Origin of the sequence: Sphingomonas endophytica, from assembly GCF_014199415.1 — a bacterium.
In the GTDB taxonomy this organism is placed as follows: Bacteria; Pseudomonadota; Alphaproteobacteria; order Sphingomonadales; family Sphingomonadaceae; genus Sphingomonas; species Sphingomonas endophytica.
This window is the reverse complement of the sequence record NZ_JACIJN010000002.1, coordinates 13,419-30,909: the sequence shown is the minus strand read 5'-3', so window position 1 is coordinate 30,909 and position 17,491 is coordinate 13,419. Positions and strand designations below refer to the sequence as shown.

Here is a 17,491-nt window from a genome sequence, read left to right as displayed (position 1 = left end):
ACCATGCTCGATCCCAAGACGGGGTTGCCACCCCGCTACCTGCGCGCGCCCGATGCGGCGCGCTTCCTCGGCATCTCGATCCGCACGCTGGAGAAGCACCGGACCTACGGCACCGGCCCGACCTATCGCAAGGTCGGCGGGCGCGTCCTGTATTCGGTCGAAGACCTCCAGGCGTGGACCGCCATCGGTGCGCGCAAGTCCGCGTCCGAACAGACCGCCACCCGCGTCTTCCCCGCCCGCCCGCTGACCGCGGCCGAGAAGGCGTCGCTCTGAATGTCGGGCGATGCCACCCGGAGCGAGCGCCGGCAGCTCGACCCGTTCGTCGTCGCGATCGGCGATGCCACGCCGCGCGACCAGCGCGACCTGATGGAGCGCCCGTTCTTCTCGCTCGCCAAGGCCAAGCGGACCGCGCCGATCCTCTACGAGTCCGGCGGTCAGCGCGTCGAGGTCCACGCCATGCCCGAACACGGCATGGCGACGATCTGGGACGCCGACGTGCTGATCTGGGCGGCGAGCCAGATCGTCGAGGCCGCCAATCACGGCCTGCGCACCTCGCGCTTCCTGCGCTTCACGCCCTACCAGATGCTGCTCGCGATCGACCGCGCCACCGGCGCGCGCGAGTACCGGCTGCTGAAGGGCGCGCTCGCCCGGCTGCAATCGACGGTAGTCCGCACCACCATCCGCCACGGCGAGCATTGGCGGCGGCACCAGTTCTCCTGGATCAACGAGTGGGAGGAGCTGACCACCCGCGACGGTCGCGTCGAGGGCATGGAGTTCGTCCTGCCCGAGTGGTTCTATCGCGGTGTCGTCGACCGCTCGCTCGTGCTGACGATCGACCCAGCCTATTTCCGGCTGACCGGCGGCATCGAACGCTGGCTCTACCGCGTCGCCCGCAAGCACGCCGGCCACCAGCCGCACGGCTGGACCTTCGACGTCGCGCACCTCCACCAAAAGTCCGGCAGTCTCGCGCGGTCTTCCGACTTCGCGCTCGACCTGCGCCGCATCGTCCAGCGCCAGCCGCTGCCCGGCTACCGCCTCGACATGGCGCGCGACGGGCGGCGCGAGCTGCTCCGTATATGGCCCGTTTCGCCGTCCACAGTGCCTGTGGACGGACCTGTGGAAACGCTCGTGACTTCGGGCGCAAACGGTATCGGGATTTCGGGCGCAGCCCTATCGGGACTTTGGGCGCACGAACCGCAGTTAAGTCTGTGGCCCGAAACGCTGAATCTGGCCCGTAACTTAGAATCTAACAGAGAACCTAACTCTATTGCTGTCGCGCGCACGCGCGGGCGGCCCGGTGCCGGTGCCGCCGAAGGGCGCGAACGGTGATGCGCGCGCTCGACCTGTTCAGCGCGGCGGCCGGCGGCTGGACGCTCGGCCTGCACCGCGCCGGCTTCGTCACCGTCGCCGCCTGCGAGATCGTCGAATGGCGACGCATCCTCTACGCGGAGAACAATCCCGATGTCCGCCTCTACGAGGATGTGCGCAGCCTCACGGCAGCTCGACTTGTTTCCGACCTCGGCTTCCTCCCCGACATCGTCGTCGGCAGCCCGCCCTGTCAGGACATCTCGGTCGCCAACACGCGCGGGCGCGGGATCGACGGCGAGCGGTCGCGGCTCTACCTCGAAGCCGTCCGGCTGGTCGGAGACTGCCGCCCTCGCTGGTTCGCTTTTGAGAACAGCGCTCACTTGCGAACTCGCGGCGCGGACCGGCTGCTCGATGCGCTGGCGGCGCTCGGCTACGCCTGCGAACCATGCGTGGTGGGTGCTGGAGACCTCGGCGCCAACCACGAGCGCAAGCGATCCTGGCTCGTCGGCTTCGACCCCGACCAGCTCGCCGCCCGCGCTGCTGGCGACGCCGCGGCGATCGGATGCGGACCGGGGCGGCCGCGGCGACGTGCTGAGCCAGTTACAGGGCCACGCCAGCCGCCATGCCGGGATGCTGCCGACGCCGGTGAAGCCGAACGGTGGTCGCCGACTCAGCCGGCAGGAGATCGAGAGCGGCAGGCGCTCGAACGGCGCGAAGGCGCAGGTCGACACACCGAACCTGCTCCGTCACGCGGCCGACATGCTGCCGACGCCGACGAAGCGCGACCGGCGGATGGACGCATGGTCCCCGGCCTACGATCGGCGCAAGTCGCCGACGATGGACGCAGTGCTCGACGGGGCGATGACCGGCCGGGCGCCGGACCGGTGGACCTATGCCCGGTCGATCGCGGCGCTGCTGAAAGAACACGGGCTGACTGGAGCCTCGCGGACCTTGCCCGTCACCTACGGCTGGATGATGGGCTATCCGCCGGGCTGGCTGACGCGCGCCTTGCGCTCGGCGATGGACGCCGGCCGGCTGCCGCCGGCCTGATCGTCGAGGCGTTCGGCGACGCCGTCCTGCCGCAGATTCCAGAAGCCATCGGCCGCGCCATCCTGCGCACCGAAGCCGCGCTCGCCGCGGTGATGGCGCGCGACTTACACCATCGAGGAGAGCATCCATGACCGTCGCAGCAATGCGCGCGGGCACGTTCGCCGTGGCGTCCGCGCGACCGTTCGACAGCCTGACGCATGTCGAGTTGACCCACATCGAGAAGCGGCTGGAGAACTGGATCAGGTTCGGCCGGCACGTCGGCGAGCGGATCGTCGACCGCCGCCGCCGTGTCTTCTCTTTCCGGCCCGGGAGCGTCTTCGCCTTCGTCCGCTGGGCGGCGAACGACTACGGCACGGTCGCCTCGCGCATCGATATCGTGCGCGCGGTCGATCCGGGCGAGCCGTACCAGACGCTGCCGTTCGTCCGTCCCGGCGGCGACATCCTGCTGCGTGTCGAAGGCTGGCCGAAGGTCGAGCGGGTGCTCCGCCACATCGACACGGTGGACGCCGCGGGCGTCGACCCGTGCGACGCGGCGCCCGATCACTGGCGGCATGTCCATAACCGGATCGCGACCGGCGAAGAGCCGCGCGGCTATACCGCCGAGCGCCACCGGGCGTGGCTCAAGCGCCGGGAGATCGAGCGATGAGCCGCCGCGGCTATGTCACCACGGCTGTCGTCGCCAGTCTGTCGTTGGCCCTGATGGGCGCGATCGAGGTGACGCCGCGCCTGCTATGGAATGCCTCCGCCAGCGTGCCGGTCGGCCTGTATGCGCTGCGTCCCACCGGGCGGCTGGCGACCGGCGATCTGGTCGCGGTGACACCGCCGAGGCCGCTCGCCTGGTTCCTCGCCACGCGACACTATCTGCCGCTCGACACGCCGCTGATGAAGCGGGTGATGGGTCTGCCCGGCCAGCGCGTCTGTCGCGTCGGCAACGCCGTCACCGTCGATGCCGTGCCACTCGGCGACGCGCTCGACCGGGACCGGCACGGCCGCCCGTTGCCGGTCTGGCGGGGCTGCCGCCGTATCGCTTCGGGCGAAGTCTTTCTGATGAACCCGGCCGTGCCGGACAGCCTCGACGGCCGCTACTTCGGCCCGCTGCCCGCTACCACGGTCATCGGCATGGCGACGCCGCTCTACACCGACGAGGCCGGCGACGGCCGCTTCGTCTGGCGCGCGGCGATGCACTGACCCGCACCCCTTCACCATCCCAGCAACGACCAGGAGGCTTTCCCATGCCGCAGATCGGCACCTTCATGCGCACGTCCACGGGTTTCGCCGGCCGCATCCGCACGCTGTCCTTCGACACGGAGTTCGTCATCGTACCGGCCGAGCCGACCGATGCCGGGAACGCGCCCGACTATCGCATCCACCTTGGCGACACTGACGGCCCGGAGGTAGGCGCCGGCTCGACCCGTACCGGCGAACGTGCGGGCGAGTTCGTCGCCATCGTGCTCGACGATCCCGTCTTCCTCGCACCGGTCCGCGCACGTCTGTTCCGCGATGTCGACGACGACACGGCATGGTCGCTGCACTGGAACCGGCTGCCGCGTCGCGGCGAGCGGGACTGATCGGATGCGCCCCATCGTCATCCGCACCGCGGCTGCGCTGCTCACCGTCACCGCCACGGCAGCGCCGATCCCGCCGGCCGGCGCGCAAACCTCGCGGCCGGTCCGCGCGATACTGGTCGATCCATATGCCGGGCACATAGCGGAAGCGTCGCGGCGCTTCGACATCCCTGCGGCATGGATCAGGGCGGTGATGCGCGCCGAGAGCGCCGGCGATCCGCAGGCATCGTCACGTGCCGGTGCGATCGGCCTGATGCAGGTGATGCCGGCGACATGGGCGGAGTTGCGCGTCCGCCACGGCCTCGGTGCCGACCCCTACGATCCGCGCGACAACATCCTCGCCGGCACCGCCTATCTCCGCGAGCTGCACGACCGCTACGGCAGCGTCGTCGCCATGCTCGCCGCCTACAATGCCGGTCCCGGTCGCTACGAAGCGTCACTGGCCGGGCGCTCGCTACCCGCCGAAACGCGCGCCTACGTGGCCGCCATCGTGCCGCGCATCGACGGCCGCGACGCAGCTGGACCTATCGTGGTCGCGGCGGCCGATCCGTTCGCGTGGACGCGAGCGCCGCTGTTCGTTGCACCATCGGCGCGCGCATCCGATGTTGATCCGGTGACGGGCGGAACCGCCGATACCACCGTAGCATCTGCGCAGGAGGACCGTTTATTCGTCGCATCCGCTGCGCGGAGATCGAGGCCGTGACGGGTGCGATTGGCAGCGTTGTCGGCACCTCGGCATTGAGCAGGCGACAGGTGGAAACGGCGGTAGGAGAGGCAGGAAGGGAGAAGCAGGCGGAGGGCAAGATAAAAGCGGACAGCACCCCATGGGTCCGATCCGGGGGGCGAGCCCTTGTCTGCACACTGTTTGGAACGGCACCGTCTCCGGGTCGCCGTAGTGCCGCGATGCGCGGCAACGCCCGTATCCACCGCGTTTCTCGCGGCACTCCGCGCCTGAAATCTCGATTTCGGCCGGATCAGCGGCTATGAGCAAGGATGACGACAACCGCTTCCGCCCGAAGTCCGGCCGCATCCGCTCCGATGCATCGAAGGCCGGCCAAGCCAAGAGCTTCCTCACCAAGGTCAGGAAGATCGCGCGCCAGCAGAGCACGGCCGCGCCGCGTCGTTCGTCGTCAGCCAAATCCGGCGGCGGCGCGAAGACCGAAGCGAAGCGCAACGGTCTCACCGGACCAGGCGTCCGCCGTGGACGAGGCGCCAGTTTCGTCCAGGCCCGGAACCTCACTGGCGGCTGGCGTCACAGCGCGGCGGGGAGCCGGCGGGTCATCGTCAAGACTAGGTTCGTCCGCGCCGCCGGCAAGAGCGGCAAGGCCGCCGCCCATCTGCGCTACATCCAGCGCGACGGCACCTCGCGCGACGGCGAGCGCGGCCGGCTCTATTCGGCGACCGAGGACCGCGCCGATGGCGATGCTTTCCTCGATCGCGGCAAGGACGATCGTCACCAGTTCCGCTTCATAGTCTCGCCGGAAGACGCTGCCGACATCGAAGACCTCACCGGCCACACCCGCGACCTGATGCGCCAGCTCGAAGCCGACCTCGGCACCAAGCTGGATTGGGTCGCGGTCAACCACTTCAACACCGGCCATCCGCATGTCCATATCATCGTCAACGGCCGCGAGGATCTCGGCGAGGATCTCGTCATCAATGGCGACTATCTCGCCAACGGCATCCGCGAGCGTGCGAGCGAGTTGGCGACGCTAGAACTCGGTCCCGTCACGGAGATCGAGCAGCGCCGCAAGCTGACCGCCGAGATCGACCAGGACCGCTTCACGCGCATCGACCGGGCGATGCTGAACGAGGCCGAGGGTGGCGCACTCGACCTGCGCCATGCCCCGAACGATCTGCGGGGCCAGGAGGACCGGACGCTTCGCATCCGCCGTCTCGGCAAGCTGGAGAAGATGGGCCTCGCCACCGAGCCGTCCTCCGGCGTCTGGGAACTCAGCGACCGGCTGGAGCCGACGTTGCGCGAGATGGGCGAGCGCGGCGACATCGTGCGCACCATGCATAAGGCCATGCGGGCCGAGGGCCATGACCGCGATCCGATGAGCTTCCAGATTCACGATGCCGCGCCCGCGACCCCGATCATCGGCCGCGTGGTGGACAAGCATCTCACCGACGAACTGGGCGAGAACCTGACACTGGTGATCGACGGCATCGACGGGCGAACCCACCACGTCTCCGGTATCGAGCCGACCCGCGTCGAGGATGCCCGCATCGGCAGCATCGTCGAGATCGGGCCGGCGGAGAACACGGTGCGTCCCGCCGATCGCGCTATTGCGGGTATGGCCGAAGACGGCATCTACCGGCCGAGCCGCCATCTGGAGCGGGCGCGATTCGACGGCCGCATGCCGGGCGGCGACTACGAAGGCTTTATCGACGCCCATGTCCGCCGGCTGGAGGCCTTGCGTCGCGGCGGTATCGTCGAGCGTCTCGACGCCGACCAGTGGCGCATCCCCGGCGACTTCGAGGCCCGCGCCGCCGCCCACGATGCCGGACGAAACGCACGTGCCAACGTTCGCGTCCTCTCGACCTTCGACCTCGAACGGCAGATCAGCTCGGACGGGGCGACCTGGCTGGACCGGCGACTGATCGGCGCGGGCGCGTGCGACCTGTCGCCGGCCGGGTTCGGAGATCAGGTGCGCGAGGCGATGGAGCGGCGGCGCGAAACGCTGATCGACCGAGGCGATGCCTCCCGACAACCGAACGGGCGAGTGACCTTCCGACGCAATCTGGTCGCCGCGCTTCAGGAGCGGGAGGTGACCGGCACGGGTGCGGCGCTGGCCGCCAGGAAGGCAATGCCGTTCCGCGCCGCCGCCGATGGCGAGACGGTCAGCGGCACGTTCACCGGAACCGTCCAGCTGTCGAGCGGCAAGTTCGCCATCGTGGAGAAGAGCCACGAGTTCACGCTCGTCCCGTGGCGGCCGGTCATCGATCGCCAACTCGGCCGCGAGGTGTCCGGCATCGTGCAGGGCGGATCGGTGTCATGGCAGCTTGGACGATCAAGAGGGTTAGGGATTTAGGTGTCGCGTGTCGCGAAGTAATGAGCCGGCGAGTCTCCAAAAGCTCGGCGGAACATCGCGATGAAATTGCTGGGCGTCGCATAGCCGAGCGCATCTGAAACGACCGCAACAGGATCGCCACGCGCGAGCATTTCGAGCGCATGGGTCAGCTTCGCCTGCTGTCGCCATTGCGCGAAGCTCAATCCCGTCTCCGCCAGTACCAGACGCCGGAGCGTCCGGGGCGATACCGCGCCCCATGAAGCCCATTCTTCCGCGGTACGCTCGTCGTCCGGTCGATCCAGAATCGCCTTCGTGATGCGCAAAAGGCGCGGATCGGTCGGCATGGGGAGGTGCAGCGGCTCGTGTGGCGCTCGGCGGATTTCATCCAGCAGCACGGCGACGACCCGTTCCTGTTCAGGTTCGAGGCTCTCCTGCGCCGTCCACGATACGGCGCGGCGGACCAGAGAGCGCATCAGATCGCCGATCCCGATCACGCAGGGTTTGCGGGGTAGGTCACCGCTGACGGCAGGGGCCGTCAACACGCTCCAGCCGCTCATCGCTCCGCTGATGCTCACCTTGTGGGGGACATCGGGCGGCATCCATCCAGCGCGATGCGGCGGAAGCAGCCAGGAGCCGTGCGACGTGCGGACATGGATCAGGCCGCTCTCGACGCAGAACATCTGACCACGCCTATGGCTGTGCCAATCATATTCTCGCGTGCCCAACTGGAAGTCCGTGGACGGTTCGTCGCTGCCTCGCAGCGCAACCAGCGGAGGGCCATCTAGGCGGTCGTCGATATCCGTTTCGACCTTCGTCAGCTGCCTGTCCATCGTTGGCCACTTCTCGGCATTTTCTGTCCGTATGCCGTTACCGCATCCGCTTGGGTTTGTCCAAATGTCCGGTCATGAAATCAGCATTTTTCGACAGGAAGCCGAACGTAGCCATCGGCGCGCGCCGGGCGGAAGCCCATCGTCTTTCGCTGCCGTCCCAAGCACTCATTCTCGCCGCGGTGATGTCGTCGTTGGCAGGATGTGCGAGCCGGGCCGGCATTGAACCTTCGGGGCATATCGCCGAAGCTGGCGACTTGCAGGCGAGCCGATCGCTTGTTCGAGAACTGCGGGAGGCTTCAGCCTGGCCTGCAACCGATTGGTGGCGCGGTTTGGGCGATCCGCAACTCGATCGATTGATCGACGAAGCGCTCGCCGGCACTCCCGATCTTGCCGTCGCCGATGCGCGCGCGAGAGATGCGGAAGCAGCCACTTCCTCCGCCCGAGCGGCACGCGGTCCCGCGCTGGATGGGAATACCAGCGCGGCCGTTAATCGCCGCAGCAACCAGGCATGGCCCCTCGACCTCGGCGGCGGACGGAACGCATTCGTCAGGGATAGCGCCGTCAATCTGTCTTGGGACTTGGATCTTTGGGGCGGAAAGCGTGCGGCGTGGGAAGCGGCGGTCGGTCGAGCGCAGGCCGCCGAAGTCGATCGGCAGGCGGCGCGAATCGAGCTGTCGACGGCCATCGCGCGCGCCTATGTACGGCTTGGCTACGTCTCTGCCCGGCACGACATCGCCACCGCGGAACTTGCCAGAGCGCGGAACCTCCTCGATCTCGCGCGCCAGCGCAGCCGGAGCGGCATCGAAGACCAGCTTCAGGTCCGCCGTGCCGAAGGCGACAGCGCCACCGCCGAGCAGGAGATCGCGCGGGCCGATCGGGAAATCGGCTCCGCACGGATCGCGTTGGCGATCCTGCTCGGCAAGGGACCGGATCGGGGACTGGAAATCGCCCGACCGAGCCTGCTCCGTCCTGCCGCCGTCACGGTGCCGCCGAACCTGCCGAGCGACTTGATCGGCCGTCGCGCCGACATCGTCGCCGCCCGATGGCGGGTCGAGGCGAGCGGTCGCGATATCGATGCCGCCAAGGCCGAGTTTCTTCCCAACATTTCGATCGCTGGACTGGCAGGCTTCTCGTCGCTTAATGCTGGCAGCCTGATCGGCGCTTCCGCGCTGACCTATCGCTTTGGCCCAGCGATCAGCCTGCCACTGTTCGACGGCGGACGGCGACGGGCCAACCTCGCCGACCGCGACGCAGCCTATGACTTGGCCGTCGCGCAATACAATAAGACGCTAGTTGCGGCGCTGAACACGGTCGCCGATCGGCTCGGCAATCTGCGCTCCCTGGCGAAACAAGTCGAAGCCCAGCAGCGCGCGACCGATGCCGCGAACGCCGCCTGGTCGATCGCCGAAACCCGCTATCGCGCCGGGATCGGCAGCTACCTCGAAGCTCTGTCGGTTCGTCAGCAACTCCTGGCGGCGCAGCAACGCATGGCATCGCTCAATGCCGAGCAAGTCGATCTCTCTCTACAACTCATCGAAGCGCTGGGCGGCGGTTATCGTCCCGATCCGCAGGATCGGCGTGCTGTCAAGCCAGCGCCTGTGAAAGATCCCGCATGACCCAGGAAGCATCCAAATCAAGCTCCACGCCATCGTCGACGGATGGGCCTCCTCCATCCCCCCGCCGTCGTCGCCTTCTTCAAGGCATCGCTGCGGTTGCTATCCTCGCCGCAGCCGGATCAGGAGGATGGTACTGGACCGCAGGCCGGTGGCGGGTCTCGACGGACGATGCGTATGTGGCGGCGAACCTCGTCCCCGTCATGCCGCAGATCGCCGGCACGGTCGTTTCGATCGCCGCCGACAATGGCGACCTGGTCCGGGCCGGGCAGACCGTGGTCGGGATCGACCCGACCGACAGCGGGATCGCAGTCGAGGCGGCGGAAGCCAATCTGGCCAGCGCGGTCCGAAAGGTACGCGGACTTTACAACAACGCCACCGGCGCGCGCGACGCCCTGACGGGGGCCGAGGCCGATGTGACGGCCCGTACTTCCGCACTGGAGAAGGTCCGGGCAGATTATGAGCGTCGCCGAACTCTGGGTCAGTCGGGCGCGATCGCCGCTGAGGATGTCGCCCATGCCCGCGATGCCCTGACGGCGGCCGAGGCGGCTTTAACCGCCGCGCGAAGCTCACTTGCGACATTGCGCCAGCAGTTCCAGGCGACGAACGCGCTCGTCGACGAAACCGCCTTGTCCTCTCATCCCGACGTGAAGGCCGCGGCGGTGCGCTTGCGAGCGGCGCTGCTCGAACAGGCGCGCACGAGCCTGAAGGCGCCGATCGCCGGCTATATCGCCAAGCGGACCGCGCAGATCGGTCAACGTCTCCAGCCGGGTGAACCGCTGATGGCGATCGTTCCGCTGCGACAGGCGTGGGTGGATGCCAATTTCAGCGAAACCCAGCTTGCCAACGTGCGCATCGGCCAGCCCGTCACGATCCGCTCCGATCTCTATGGCGGCGATACGCACTACGCTGGCAAGGTCGAGAGCATCGGCGTCGGCACGGGCAGCGCCTTCGCCCTGCTGCCCGCGCAGAATGCGACCGGCAACTGGATCAAGATCGTCCAGCGGATACCCGTGCGCGTCGTCTTCACCGACCCGCGCCAACTGGATGAGCATCCGGTTCGGGTCGGCATGTCGATGCGGGTCCAGATCGACGTGCATGATCAGGGCGGCGCGGTCCTGCCGTCCTCCCCGCCGACCCGACCGCTCTTCTCCAGCGACCTTTACCGCCAACAGCTCGCCGAGGCGGATGCCAAGATCGCACAGGTCATTCGCGTCAACAGCGCAGCCCAGTCCGCCGCGACGGTGAAACCATGAGCGGTGCCGCTTCGCAGGCGCAGGCGTCTGCGTTCCGGCCGCCAAGCGTGCCGCTCGCGACGCTCGGACTGGCACTCGCGGTCTTCATGCAGGTGCTCGACGGCACCATCGCCAACGTCGCCTTGCCGACCATCGCCGGCAATCTGGGGGTCAGCCCCAATCAGAGTGCCTGGGTCGTCACCACCTTCTCGGTCAGCAACGCCATCGCCCTGCCGCTCACCGGCTTTCTGGTGCGGCGCCTCGGCCAGGTGCCGCTCTTCCTCGGCGCGACACTCGCTTTCACCGTCGCCTCGCTGCTGTGTGGCCTCGCGCAAAGCCTTGAGATGCTGGTTCTCTTCCGTGCACTCCAGGGTGCCGTCGCCGGGCCGATGATCCCCACGACACAGGCGCTCATGCTGTCGATATACCCGCCCGAGAAGCGCGGCCTTGCATTGTCGCTCATCGCGATGGTGACGGTAGTTGCGCCGATTGCCGGGCCGCTTCTCGGCGGCTGGGTCACCGACAGTTATTCTTGGAAATGGGCGTTCTTCATCAACGTGCCGGTCGGCCTGTTCGCATGCGCCGTCGTTGCCGCGCAGATGCGGGGTCGGCCGGAGAAGACCGAGCCGGCGAAGGTCGACGTCGTCGGTCTCATCCTGCTGGTGATCGGCGTCGGGGCGCTGCAACTCGTGCTCGACAAGGGCAACGAGGAGGATTGGTTCAACTCGTCCTTCATCGTCCTCTCCACGATAGTCGCCGTGTTCGGGATCACCGTGTTTCTGGTTTGGGAACTGACGGAGAAGAACCCGATCGTGAACCTGCGGCTCTTCGCGCATCGCAACTTCGCGGCGGGCAGCATCACGTTGATGCTGTCCTACTCGGCCTTCTTCGCCGTCAACGTGATCGTCCCGCTCTGGCTCCAGAAGACGCTCGGCTACACCGCCATGTGGGCCGGGCTGGCGGTCGCGCCGATGGGCATCCTGCCCGTGCTGCTGACGCCGTTCATGGGACGCTACGCTCGGCGCTTCAACATGCGCCTGCTCGTCTGCACCGCTTTCGCGATCCTGGCGACGACCTCGTTCCTGCGATCCGGCTTCGTCGTGCAGATCGACCTTCAGCACATCGCCACGTTGCAGTTGCTTCAGGGCTTGGGGCTGGCGCTGTTCATCATGCCGATCAACACGATCCTGCTGTCCGACCTCAAGCCGAACGAGATCGCGGCCGGCTCCGGCCTGTCGACCTTTCTGCGGACGGTAGGCGCCAGCTTCGCCGTCTCGGTGACATCCTTCCTCTGGGACAGGCGTGCGCTTCGGCACCATGCGCATCTGACCGAAGCGGCGAGCTCTTATGATCCGGCTACCCGCCAGGCGCTTGCAGCCGTGGGACATGGCAAACCCCTGATCGCGGAAACACTGCTGAATCAGACGATCAACCTTCAGGCCGAGCAGATCGCCTTCAACGAGGTGTCGTTCGCACTGGGATGCATATTTCTTGTTGCGATCGGGTTCGTCTGGCTCGCCAAGCCGCCGTTCGTTCCGAAGCCGAAGCCGTAGCGCGCCAATTACCACTGCACTACACTTCGGCCACTTCTCGTTATAAATTGTCCAGATGACGTTACCGCAGCTCGATCACTTCACCGCATCACAGTTCATAGGACTATACTGTTTGGATATGCGACATGCGCGAATTCACCTTCGATCTGCACGACGTATCAGAGTTCCCGATTATCCGGTCGCATGCGACCGCCGCACGACCTGGATATGCTCCGCAATGGGAACGCGAGATGGAGGCGCTCGTCGCGAAGGCCAAACCGTTCGTCATCATTTTCGAGGGCGAACGGACGGACGAAACCCAGGAGGATCGCAAACAACGCGGCATCTGGCTCAAGCACAACAAGTCCCGCCTCGGCGCGATCTGCAAGGCACTTATCAGCATCGAGGAAAGCGAATTAAAGCGGATCGCTGTCAAGGCTCAGTCGGCAATGGCCGCTAAGGCATTCGGTATTCCTATGATCGTGGTTGGCTCGGGTTTCGAGGCCCGTGAGGTGGCGCGAGAGTTTCTGGGATTGATCGGGTGATATCGTGACACGGCTGTTCCGTTCGAAAAATAGCCATGATCCAAAAGAACATACCTTCCTTTGCTCGACCAAACGCATTCCACTTGTATCGTTGCGTCAAGTTTTGACCGTCGCCGAATATTTGAACTTCCATCACGCGGCCAATCATCTCGGCGTGAGCCAGTCGAGTGTCAGCGCGCGAATAAAGGCGCTTGAGGAGGAACTTGGTATTCTAATCTTCGAGCGTCGCCATCGCGGGGTGCGTCTCACCGAAGCCGGCAGGCGTTTCGTGGTCGAGGTGTCGGCTGGCATCGAACAGGTCGATCATGCGGTACGCACGGCCAGCACGCTTTCGATGGGCACCAGCGGTAGGCTGGCGATCGGCTTACATTCGTCGATGGCAGGCGGGTTCCTCGCCGACTTACGACGTCGCTTCCGGAGTGATTATCCAGAAGTTGAACAGACTGTCGTAGAAGGAAGGGCGGCGGAAACGATCAGCAATTTGCGCGGAGCGAAGCTCGACGTTGCGTTCGTTATGGGGGCGGTCGATGTGCCCGACTGCCATTCGAAACCGCTATAGAAGGAGCCGTATGTCGCTGCACTGCCCATATCGCACCGGCTGGCGGACATCAGCTTGCTGTCATGGCGTGACATGGCTGCTGAGACGTTTCTCGTCCGAGAAGGCGGCGCAGGCCCTAATCTGAGAGACCAGATCGTACGGCGTCTCGTCGAACGTGGATATACGCCTCGTCTGCGTCGTAGCGATGTCGGGCGAGATACGTTGTTGCATATGGTAGAGGCAGAAGAAGGGATCACGCTGACAAGCGGTGCCGCCAGTTTCCTACCGATCCCCGGTGTCATCTTCCGCCAGATTGTCGACGAGTCCGAGCAGATCCAATTCCATGCGGTATGGTCGCCGCATAATCGCAACGCCGCGCTCAAAAATCTGCTTGATCTAGCCAATGCGATGGGCAGCGCTGAATCGAATCCTTAGTCGACCCACTTCGGCGCTATTCTCTGGGTCCAATCTCTGGCTTGATCTTGGCAAGGATATCGCCGGTTGCAATCCTCAACGCCGCGCTGATGTCGACGAATTCGATCACGTCGATCCTACGCTCACCGCTCTCATACTTGGCGACGAAGGATTGCGGCTTATTCAACAGGCCAGCCAGTTCGGCCTGAGTGAGGCGTTCAGCCTTGCGCGCCTCGACGAGGAGTGATTGCAGCAGCATCTGCCGAGGCGTGCGCAAGGACTTCTGCATTCGACCCGGCTCTCCGATCAGGGGGAGCCGGTCCGCTAATCCTGACTTGGGATTATCCCATTTCAGGATTAGAATAGGTGGATGCCTGAAGGACGACCATGCGATGAGGATCAAACCCGAGCTTGACCCGGAGGTTGATGACTTGGCTCCCAGCGAGCCGAAGATCACGACCTACGACGAACGGCATTTCGTAACGTACATGCGCCTGCTCGACGCCGACGCAGACCGCGCCGACTGGCGGGAGGTAGCGACGATCGTCCTGCACCGTGATCCCGTCGCCGATGAGTGCCGGACACACGCGTGCTGGGAGAGCCATCTGGCCCGCGCGCAGTGGATGACACATACGGGCTATCGGTGCCTTCTCGAACAGGCTGCCATTAAAGCGCAGCACCGGCCGCACTGACCATCCCTTTTCTTCGCCACAGTATCCGGCAGCCCACTCGCCAGCGATTTTCATTGCCAGCGCCGGAGACGTGCATTCTCTGATCGGCTCCCTTTCGATGGAGCCGGTATGCGCGGAGGCCAGATACTCTGGGGGCAGGTCGCCCTCGTTCTCGCGATCGTTGTCGCCACCACTTGGGCGGCGACGCAATGGACGGCGTGGCGGCTCGGCTTCCAGCCCCAGCTCGGCGCGCCGTGGTTCGAGGTCGCTGACTGGCCGGTCTATCATCCGCCGCTCTTCTTCTGGTGGTGGTACTGCTACGACGCCTATGCGCCCGCGATCTTCGTCGAGGGCGCGATCATCGCTGCATCGGGCGGCCTCGTCTCAATCGTGGTGGCGATCGGTTTGTCGATGTGGCGGGCGAAGGAGGCGAAGAACGTCGCGACCTACGGCTCGGCGCGCTGGGCGTCGCCGGAGGAGGTGAAGGCGGCAGGGTTGCTCCGCCCGGACGGGGTGCTGCTCGGCCGGCTCGACCGCGACTATCTCCGTCACGACGGCCCCGAGCATGTCCTGTGCTTCGCGCCGACGCGCTCAGGCAAGGGCGTCGGCCTCGTCGTCCCGACGCTGCTGACCTGGCCGGGCAGCGTCATCGTCCACGACATCAAGGGCGAGAACTGGACGCTGACCGCCGGCTTCCGAGCCGGGCACGGCCGCGTACTGCTGTTCGACCCGACCGACGCGGCGTCCTCTGCCTACAACCCGCTGCTGGAGGTGCGGCGCGGCGACATGGAGGTCCGCGACGTGCAGAACATCGCCGACATCCTCGTCGATCCCGAAGGTGCGCTCGACAAGCGCAACCATTGGGAGAAGACCAGCCACTCGCTGCTGGTCGGCGCGATCCTCCACGTCCTTTACGCCGAACCTGACAAGACGCTGGCCGGCGTCGCCAGCTTCCTGTCCGATCCCAAACGTCCGGTGGAAGCGACCCTGCGCGCGATGATGTCGACGCCGCATCTGGGCGAAGCCGGCGTCCATCCGGTCATCGCCTCGTCGGCCCGCGAGCTGCTCAACAAGTCCGACAACGAGCGGTCCGGCGTGCTGTCGACCGCCATGTCGTTCCTCGGCCTATACCGCGATCCCGTGGTGGCGAAGGTGACGGCGCGGTGCGACTGGCGCATCGCCGATCTCGTCGCGGGCAAGCGCCCGGTCAGCCTTTACCTTGTCGTGCCGCCATCCGACATCGCCCGCACCAAGCCGCTGATCCGGCTGATCCTCAACCAAGTCGGACGTCGGCTGACCGAGGAGCTGAACGGATCGGCCAAGCGCCACCGCCTGCTGCTGATGCTCGACGAGTTTCCCGCGCTCGGCCGGCTGGACTTCTTCGAGAGTGCTCTGGCGTTCATGGCCGGCTACGGCATCAAGAGCTTCCTGATCGCGCAGAGCCTCAACCAGATCGAGAAGGCTTACGGCGCGAACAATAGCGTGCTCGACAACTGTCATGTCCGCGTCGCCTTCGCGACCAACGACGAGCGCACCGCCAAGCGCGTGTCCGATGCACTCGGCACCGCGACCGAAATGCGCGATTCCACCAACTATGCTGGCCACCGGCTGTCGCCCTGGCTCGGGCATCTGATGGTGTCGCGGCAGGAGACGGCCCGGCCGCTGCTCACCCCCGGCGAGGTGATGCAGCTTCCTCCAGCCGACGAGCTGCTGCTGGTCGCGGGCCTGCCGCCAATCCGGGCGAAGAAAGCACGTTACTACGAGGATGCCCGTTTCCGCGAACGGCTGCTGCCGCCTCCCAAGCCGACCGAACCGAAGCACACGGCGACATCGCCAGCAGACGACTGGTCGGCGCTGGCGATCCCAACGCCGATAGTAGGATCGGTGCAGAGCAGTGCCGATAGCAGCGTCGCCGATCCGGCCAACGCCGGCATCCGCCGCGAGCCGGATCTGCCCGAGCAGGAGGAGATCGCGCCGCCCGAGCACCCGGCCGTCAACGAGTTCGACGTGCTCGACGACGACCCCGACGTCGACGCCGCGAAGGCACGCAGTCTTCGCAGCCAGATCACGTCCGTCGCGCGGCAGGCGTCGATGGACCCGGCCGATGGCATCGAGCTTTGAGGAGGATTGGCCATGCCGACCAAGACCCGCATGAACGTCTACTTCGACCCGGACCTGCTGAAGAAGGTCGAGGCGCTGGCGCTCCGCCGCAACGTATCAAAGTCCGCCATCGTCGAAGCCGCCGTCGCGTCCTTCCTGTCGGCGGATGCCTCCGAACGGCTTGAGGCGGTGTTCGCGCGCCGCATGGACCGGATCGGCCGCCAGATCGATAACATGGACGAAGACCTCGCCATCGTCGGCGAGACGCTGTCGCTGTTCATCCGCTTCTGGCTCACCGTCACCCCGCCGCTGCCCGACAGCGCGCAGGCGTCCGCGCGGGCGAAGGGCAGCGAGCGGTTCGAGGGCTTCCTGCAAACGCTCGGCCGGCGGCTCGCGACCGGCGACCGGTTCCTGAAGGAACTGTCGCGCGATATCGACGGAGGCAGAAATTTGGATGCGGGTGCCTGACGCCGCCGAGCATCGCGCCTGCTACTGCGTCATCCCGGTCTCGACCTTGCGTTTCAGCCTTCTGAGATCATTGTGGACGATCAGCTTATGCGCGGGTCCGACCGGCAGCATGTAGAGGCGACCAAAGGCATTGTGCGTGAACACGGACGCGGTGATCGTGACCGACCGACCATGCGTTGAAAGGCAGATCATGACATCGAGGTGCCGATCGCGTTCGGTCAGAACCAGCATGTCCGCGGCAACGTGCTCGACGAGGAAGAAATCGAGCCGGTCGCCGACCTTCGCCACGTCGCACCGCGCGCCTGAAAACCCGCCGATGCGCTTGACGCCAAATAGCGACGAGATCGCGTCCCTTGCCTTGAACGCCAGATGCATGAGCGGTTGAGGCTCGGACCGCATGAGATTCCAAGCCTCTAGCGGCGTGACGGCAACAGGGAGAGTGATCGAGCGGCTGTCGTAGTAATCGAGTTCCTGCTTTGGGCGCAGGGTCATAACGGGCGATGCAGTATCCACGTAGTTTCCTCGCCAGTCGCTGTCAGAAGTCAGCATAGAAGGCGGCGAACAGAGTCGCCACCTCGCGGCTGAGTCTATCGATCTGAAGGCTGCGC

18 protein-coding genes and 2 pseudogenes are annotated in these 17,491 nt (G+C 66.0%); 17 read left to right on the top strand and 3 right to left on the bottom strand.

The window, feature by feature from the left end; genetic code table 11:
• Positions 1-3: 3 nt before the first annotated feature.
• The 9 genes and pseudogenes from FHS97_RS02940 to FHS97_RS17740 all read left to right on the top strand — a co-directional run bounded on the left by FHS97_RS02940 (position 4) and on the right by FHS97_RS17740 (position 6,958).
• On the top strand, positions 4-273 hold the full coding sequence (locus FHS97_RS02940; RefSeq protein ID WP_184033120.1) for a helix-turn-helix transcriptional regulator: 270 nt from the start codon (positions 4-6) through the stop codon (positions 271-273).
• Positions 274-1,329 (top strand): replication initiator protein A, encoded by a 1,056-nt coding sequence (locus tag FHS97_RS02935; RefSeq protein WP_184033118.1) that lies wholly within the window; start codon positions 274-276, stop codon positions 1,327-1,329.
• Positions 1,329-2,489, top strand: coding sequence for a DNA cytosine methyltransferase (locus tag FHS97_RS02930; RefSeq protein WP_184033117.1), 1,161 nt, complete (start codon positions 1,329-1,331; stop codon positions 2,487-2,489). The genes FHS97_RS02935 and FHS97_RS02930 overlap by 1 nt, the downstream gene beginning before the upstream one ends.
• Positions 2,486-3,004, top strand: a complete 519-nt coding sequence (locus tag FHS97_RS02925; RefSeq protein ID WP_184033115.1) for a DUF2840 domain-containing protein — start codon at positions 2,486-2,488, stop codon at positions 3,002-3,004. Before FHS97_RS02930 ends, FHS97_RS02925 begins: the two co-directional genes overlap by 4 nt.
• On the top strand, positions 3,001-3,546 hold the full coding sequence (locus tag FHS97_RS02920) for a S26 family signal peptidase (RefSeq protein ID WP_184033113.1): 546 nt from the start codon (positions 3,001-3,003) through the stop codon (positions 3,544-3,546). The genes FHS97_RS02925 and FHS97_RS02920 overlap by 4 nt, the downstream gene beginning before the upstream one ends.
• Positions 3,547-3,590: 44 nt before the next feature.
• Positions 3,591-3,926: a DUF736 domain-containing protein gene (locus tag FHS97_RS02915; RefSeq protein WP_184033111.1), complete on the top strand. Its 336-nt coding sequence runs from the start codon at positions 3,591-3,593 to the stop codon at positions 3,924-3,926.
• Positions 3,927-3,930: 4 nt separating this feature from the next.
• Positions 3,931-4,626 carry a lytic transglycosylase domain-containing protein gene (locus tag FHS97_RS02910; RefSeq protein ID WP_184033110.1) on the top strand — a complete coding sequence of 232 codons (696 nt, stop codon included), beginning with the start codon at positions 3,931-3,933 and terminating at the stop codon, positions 4,624-4,626.
• Positions 4,627-4,906: 280 nt separating this feature from the next.
• Positions 4,907-5,536: pseudogene (locus FHS97_RS17745) on the top strand (hypothetical protein); the annotation flags it as partial.
• A 189-nt stretch (positions 5,537-5,725) separates the two neighbouring features.
• The gene (locus FHS97_RS17740; RefSeq protein WP_425506281.1) at positions 5,726-6,958 is read left to right on the top strand and encodes a DUF3363 domain-containing protein; all 1,233 of its coding nucleotides are present in this window, start codon (positions 5,726-5,728) and stop codon (positions 6,956-6,958) included.
• On the opposite strand, the gene FHS97_RS02900 is transcribed toward FHS97_RS17740, so the two are convergent.
• Positions 6,955-7,767, bottom strand: a complete 813-nt coding sequence (locus FHS97_RS02900) for an AraC family transcriptional regulator (RefSeq protein WP_184033106.1) — start codon at positions 7,765-7,767, stop codon at positions 6,955-6,957. The two genes, FHS97_RS17740 and FHS97_RS02900, sit on opposite strands and share 4 nt — an antisense overlap.
• Positions 7,768-7,841: 74 nt before the next feature.
• On the opposite strand from FHS97_RS02900, the gene FHS97_RS02895 reads away from it, so the two are divergent.
• The 5 genes and pseudogenes from FHS97_RS02895 (at position 7,842) to FHS97_RS17355 (ending at position 13,665) form a co-directional block, all read left to right on the top strand.
• A complete protein-coding gene (locus tag FHS97_RS02895) occupies positions 7,842-9,383 on the top strand; it encodes an efflux transporter outer membrane subunit (RefSeq protein ID WP_184033104.1) in 1,542 nt (513 codons plus the stop codon).
• Between the two features lie 176 nt (positions 9,384-9,559).
• Positions 9,560-10,636: an HlyD family efflux transporter periplasmic adaptor subunit gene (locus FHS97_RS02890; RefSeq protein ID WP_343053349.1), complete on the top strand. Its 1,077-nt coding sequence runs from the start codon at positions 9,560-9,562 to the stop codon at positions 10,634-10,636.
• Positions 10,633-12,168: a DHA2 family efflux MFS transporter permease subunit gene (locus FHS97_RS02885; RefSeq protein WP_184033102.1), complete on the top strand. Its 1,536-nt coding sequence runs from the start codon at positions 10,633-10,635 to the stop codon at positions 12,166-12,168. The genes FHS97_RS02890 and FHS97_RS02885 overlap by 4 nt, the downstream gene beginning before the upstream one ends.
• A gap of 125 nt (positions 12,169-12,293) precedes the next feature.
• Positions 12,294-12,692 (top strand): hypothetical protein, encoded by a 399-nt coding sequence (locus FHS97_RS02880; RefSeq protein WP_184033101.1) that lies wholly within the window; start codon positions 12,294-12,296, stop codon positions 12,690-12,692.
• A 4-nt stretch (positions 12,693-12,696) separates the two neighbouring features.
• Positions 12,697-13,665 (top strand): annotated as a pseudogene (locus tag FHS97_RS17355) (LysR family transcriptional regulator).
• Between the two features lie 16 nt (positions 13,666-13,681).
• Here the strand turns inward: FHS97_RS17355 and FHS97_RS02870 are convergent.
• Positions 13,682-13,933, bottom strand: coding sequence for a helix-turn-helix domain-containing protein (locus tag FHS97_RS02870; RefSeq protein WP_184033100.1), 252 nt, complete (start codon positions 13,931-13,933; stop codon positions 13,682-13,684).
• 103 nt (positions 13,934-14,036) lie between these two features.
• Between FHS97_RS02870 and FHS97_RS02865 the strand changes: the two genes are divergently transcribed.
• The 3 genes from FHS97_RS02865 to FHS97_RS02855 all read left to right on the top strand — a co-directional run bounded on the left by FHS97_RS02865 (position 14,037) and on the right by FHS97_RS02855 (position 16,883).
• Complete coding sequence (locus FHS97_RS02865; protein WP_184033099.1) at positions 14,037-14,336, top strand: DNA -binding domain-containing protein; 300 nt, start codon at positions 14,037-14,039, stop codon at positions 14,334-14,336.
• A 108-nt stretch (positions 14,337-14,444) separates the two neighbouring features.
• A complete protein-coding gene (locus FHS97_RS02860; protein WP_184033098.1) occupies positions 14,445-16,436 on the top strand; it encodes a conjugal transfer protein TraG in 1,992 nt (663 codons plus the stop codon).
• 12 nt (positions 16,437-16,448) lie between these two features.
• Positions 16,449-16,883, top strand: coding sequence for a ribbon-helix-helix domain-containing protein (locus FHS97_RS02855; protein ID WP_184033097.1), 435 nt, complete (start codon positions 16,449-16,451; stop codon positions 16,881-16,883).
• A gap of 21 nt (positions 16,884-16,904) precedes the next feature.
• Here FHS97_RS02855 and FHS97_RS02850 read toward each other — a convergent pair whose 3' ends face one another.
• On the bottom strand, positions 16,905-17,396 hold the full coding sequence (locus tag FHS97_RS02850; protein ID WP_343053348.1) for a DUF2867 domain-containing protein: 492 nt from the start codon (positions 17,394-17,396) through the stop codon (positions 16,905-16,907).
• Positions 17,397-17,491 lie beyond the last annotated feature (95 nt).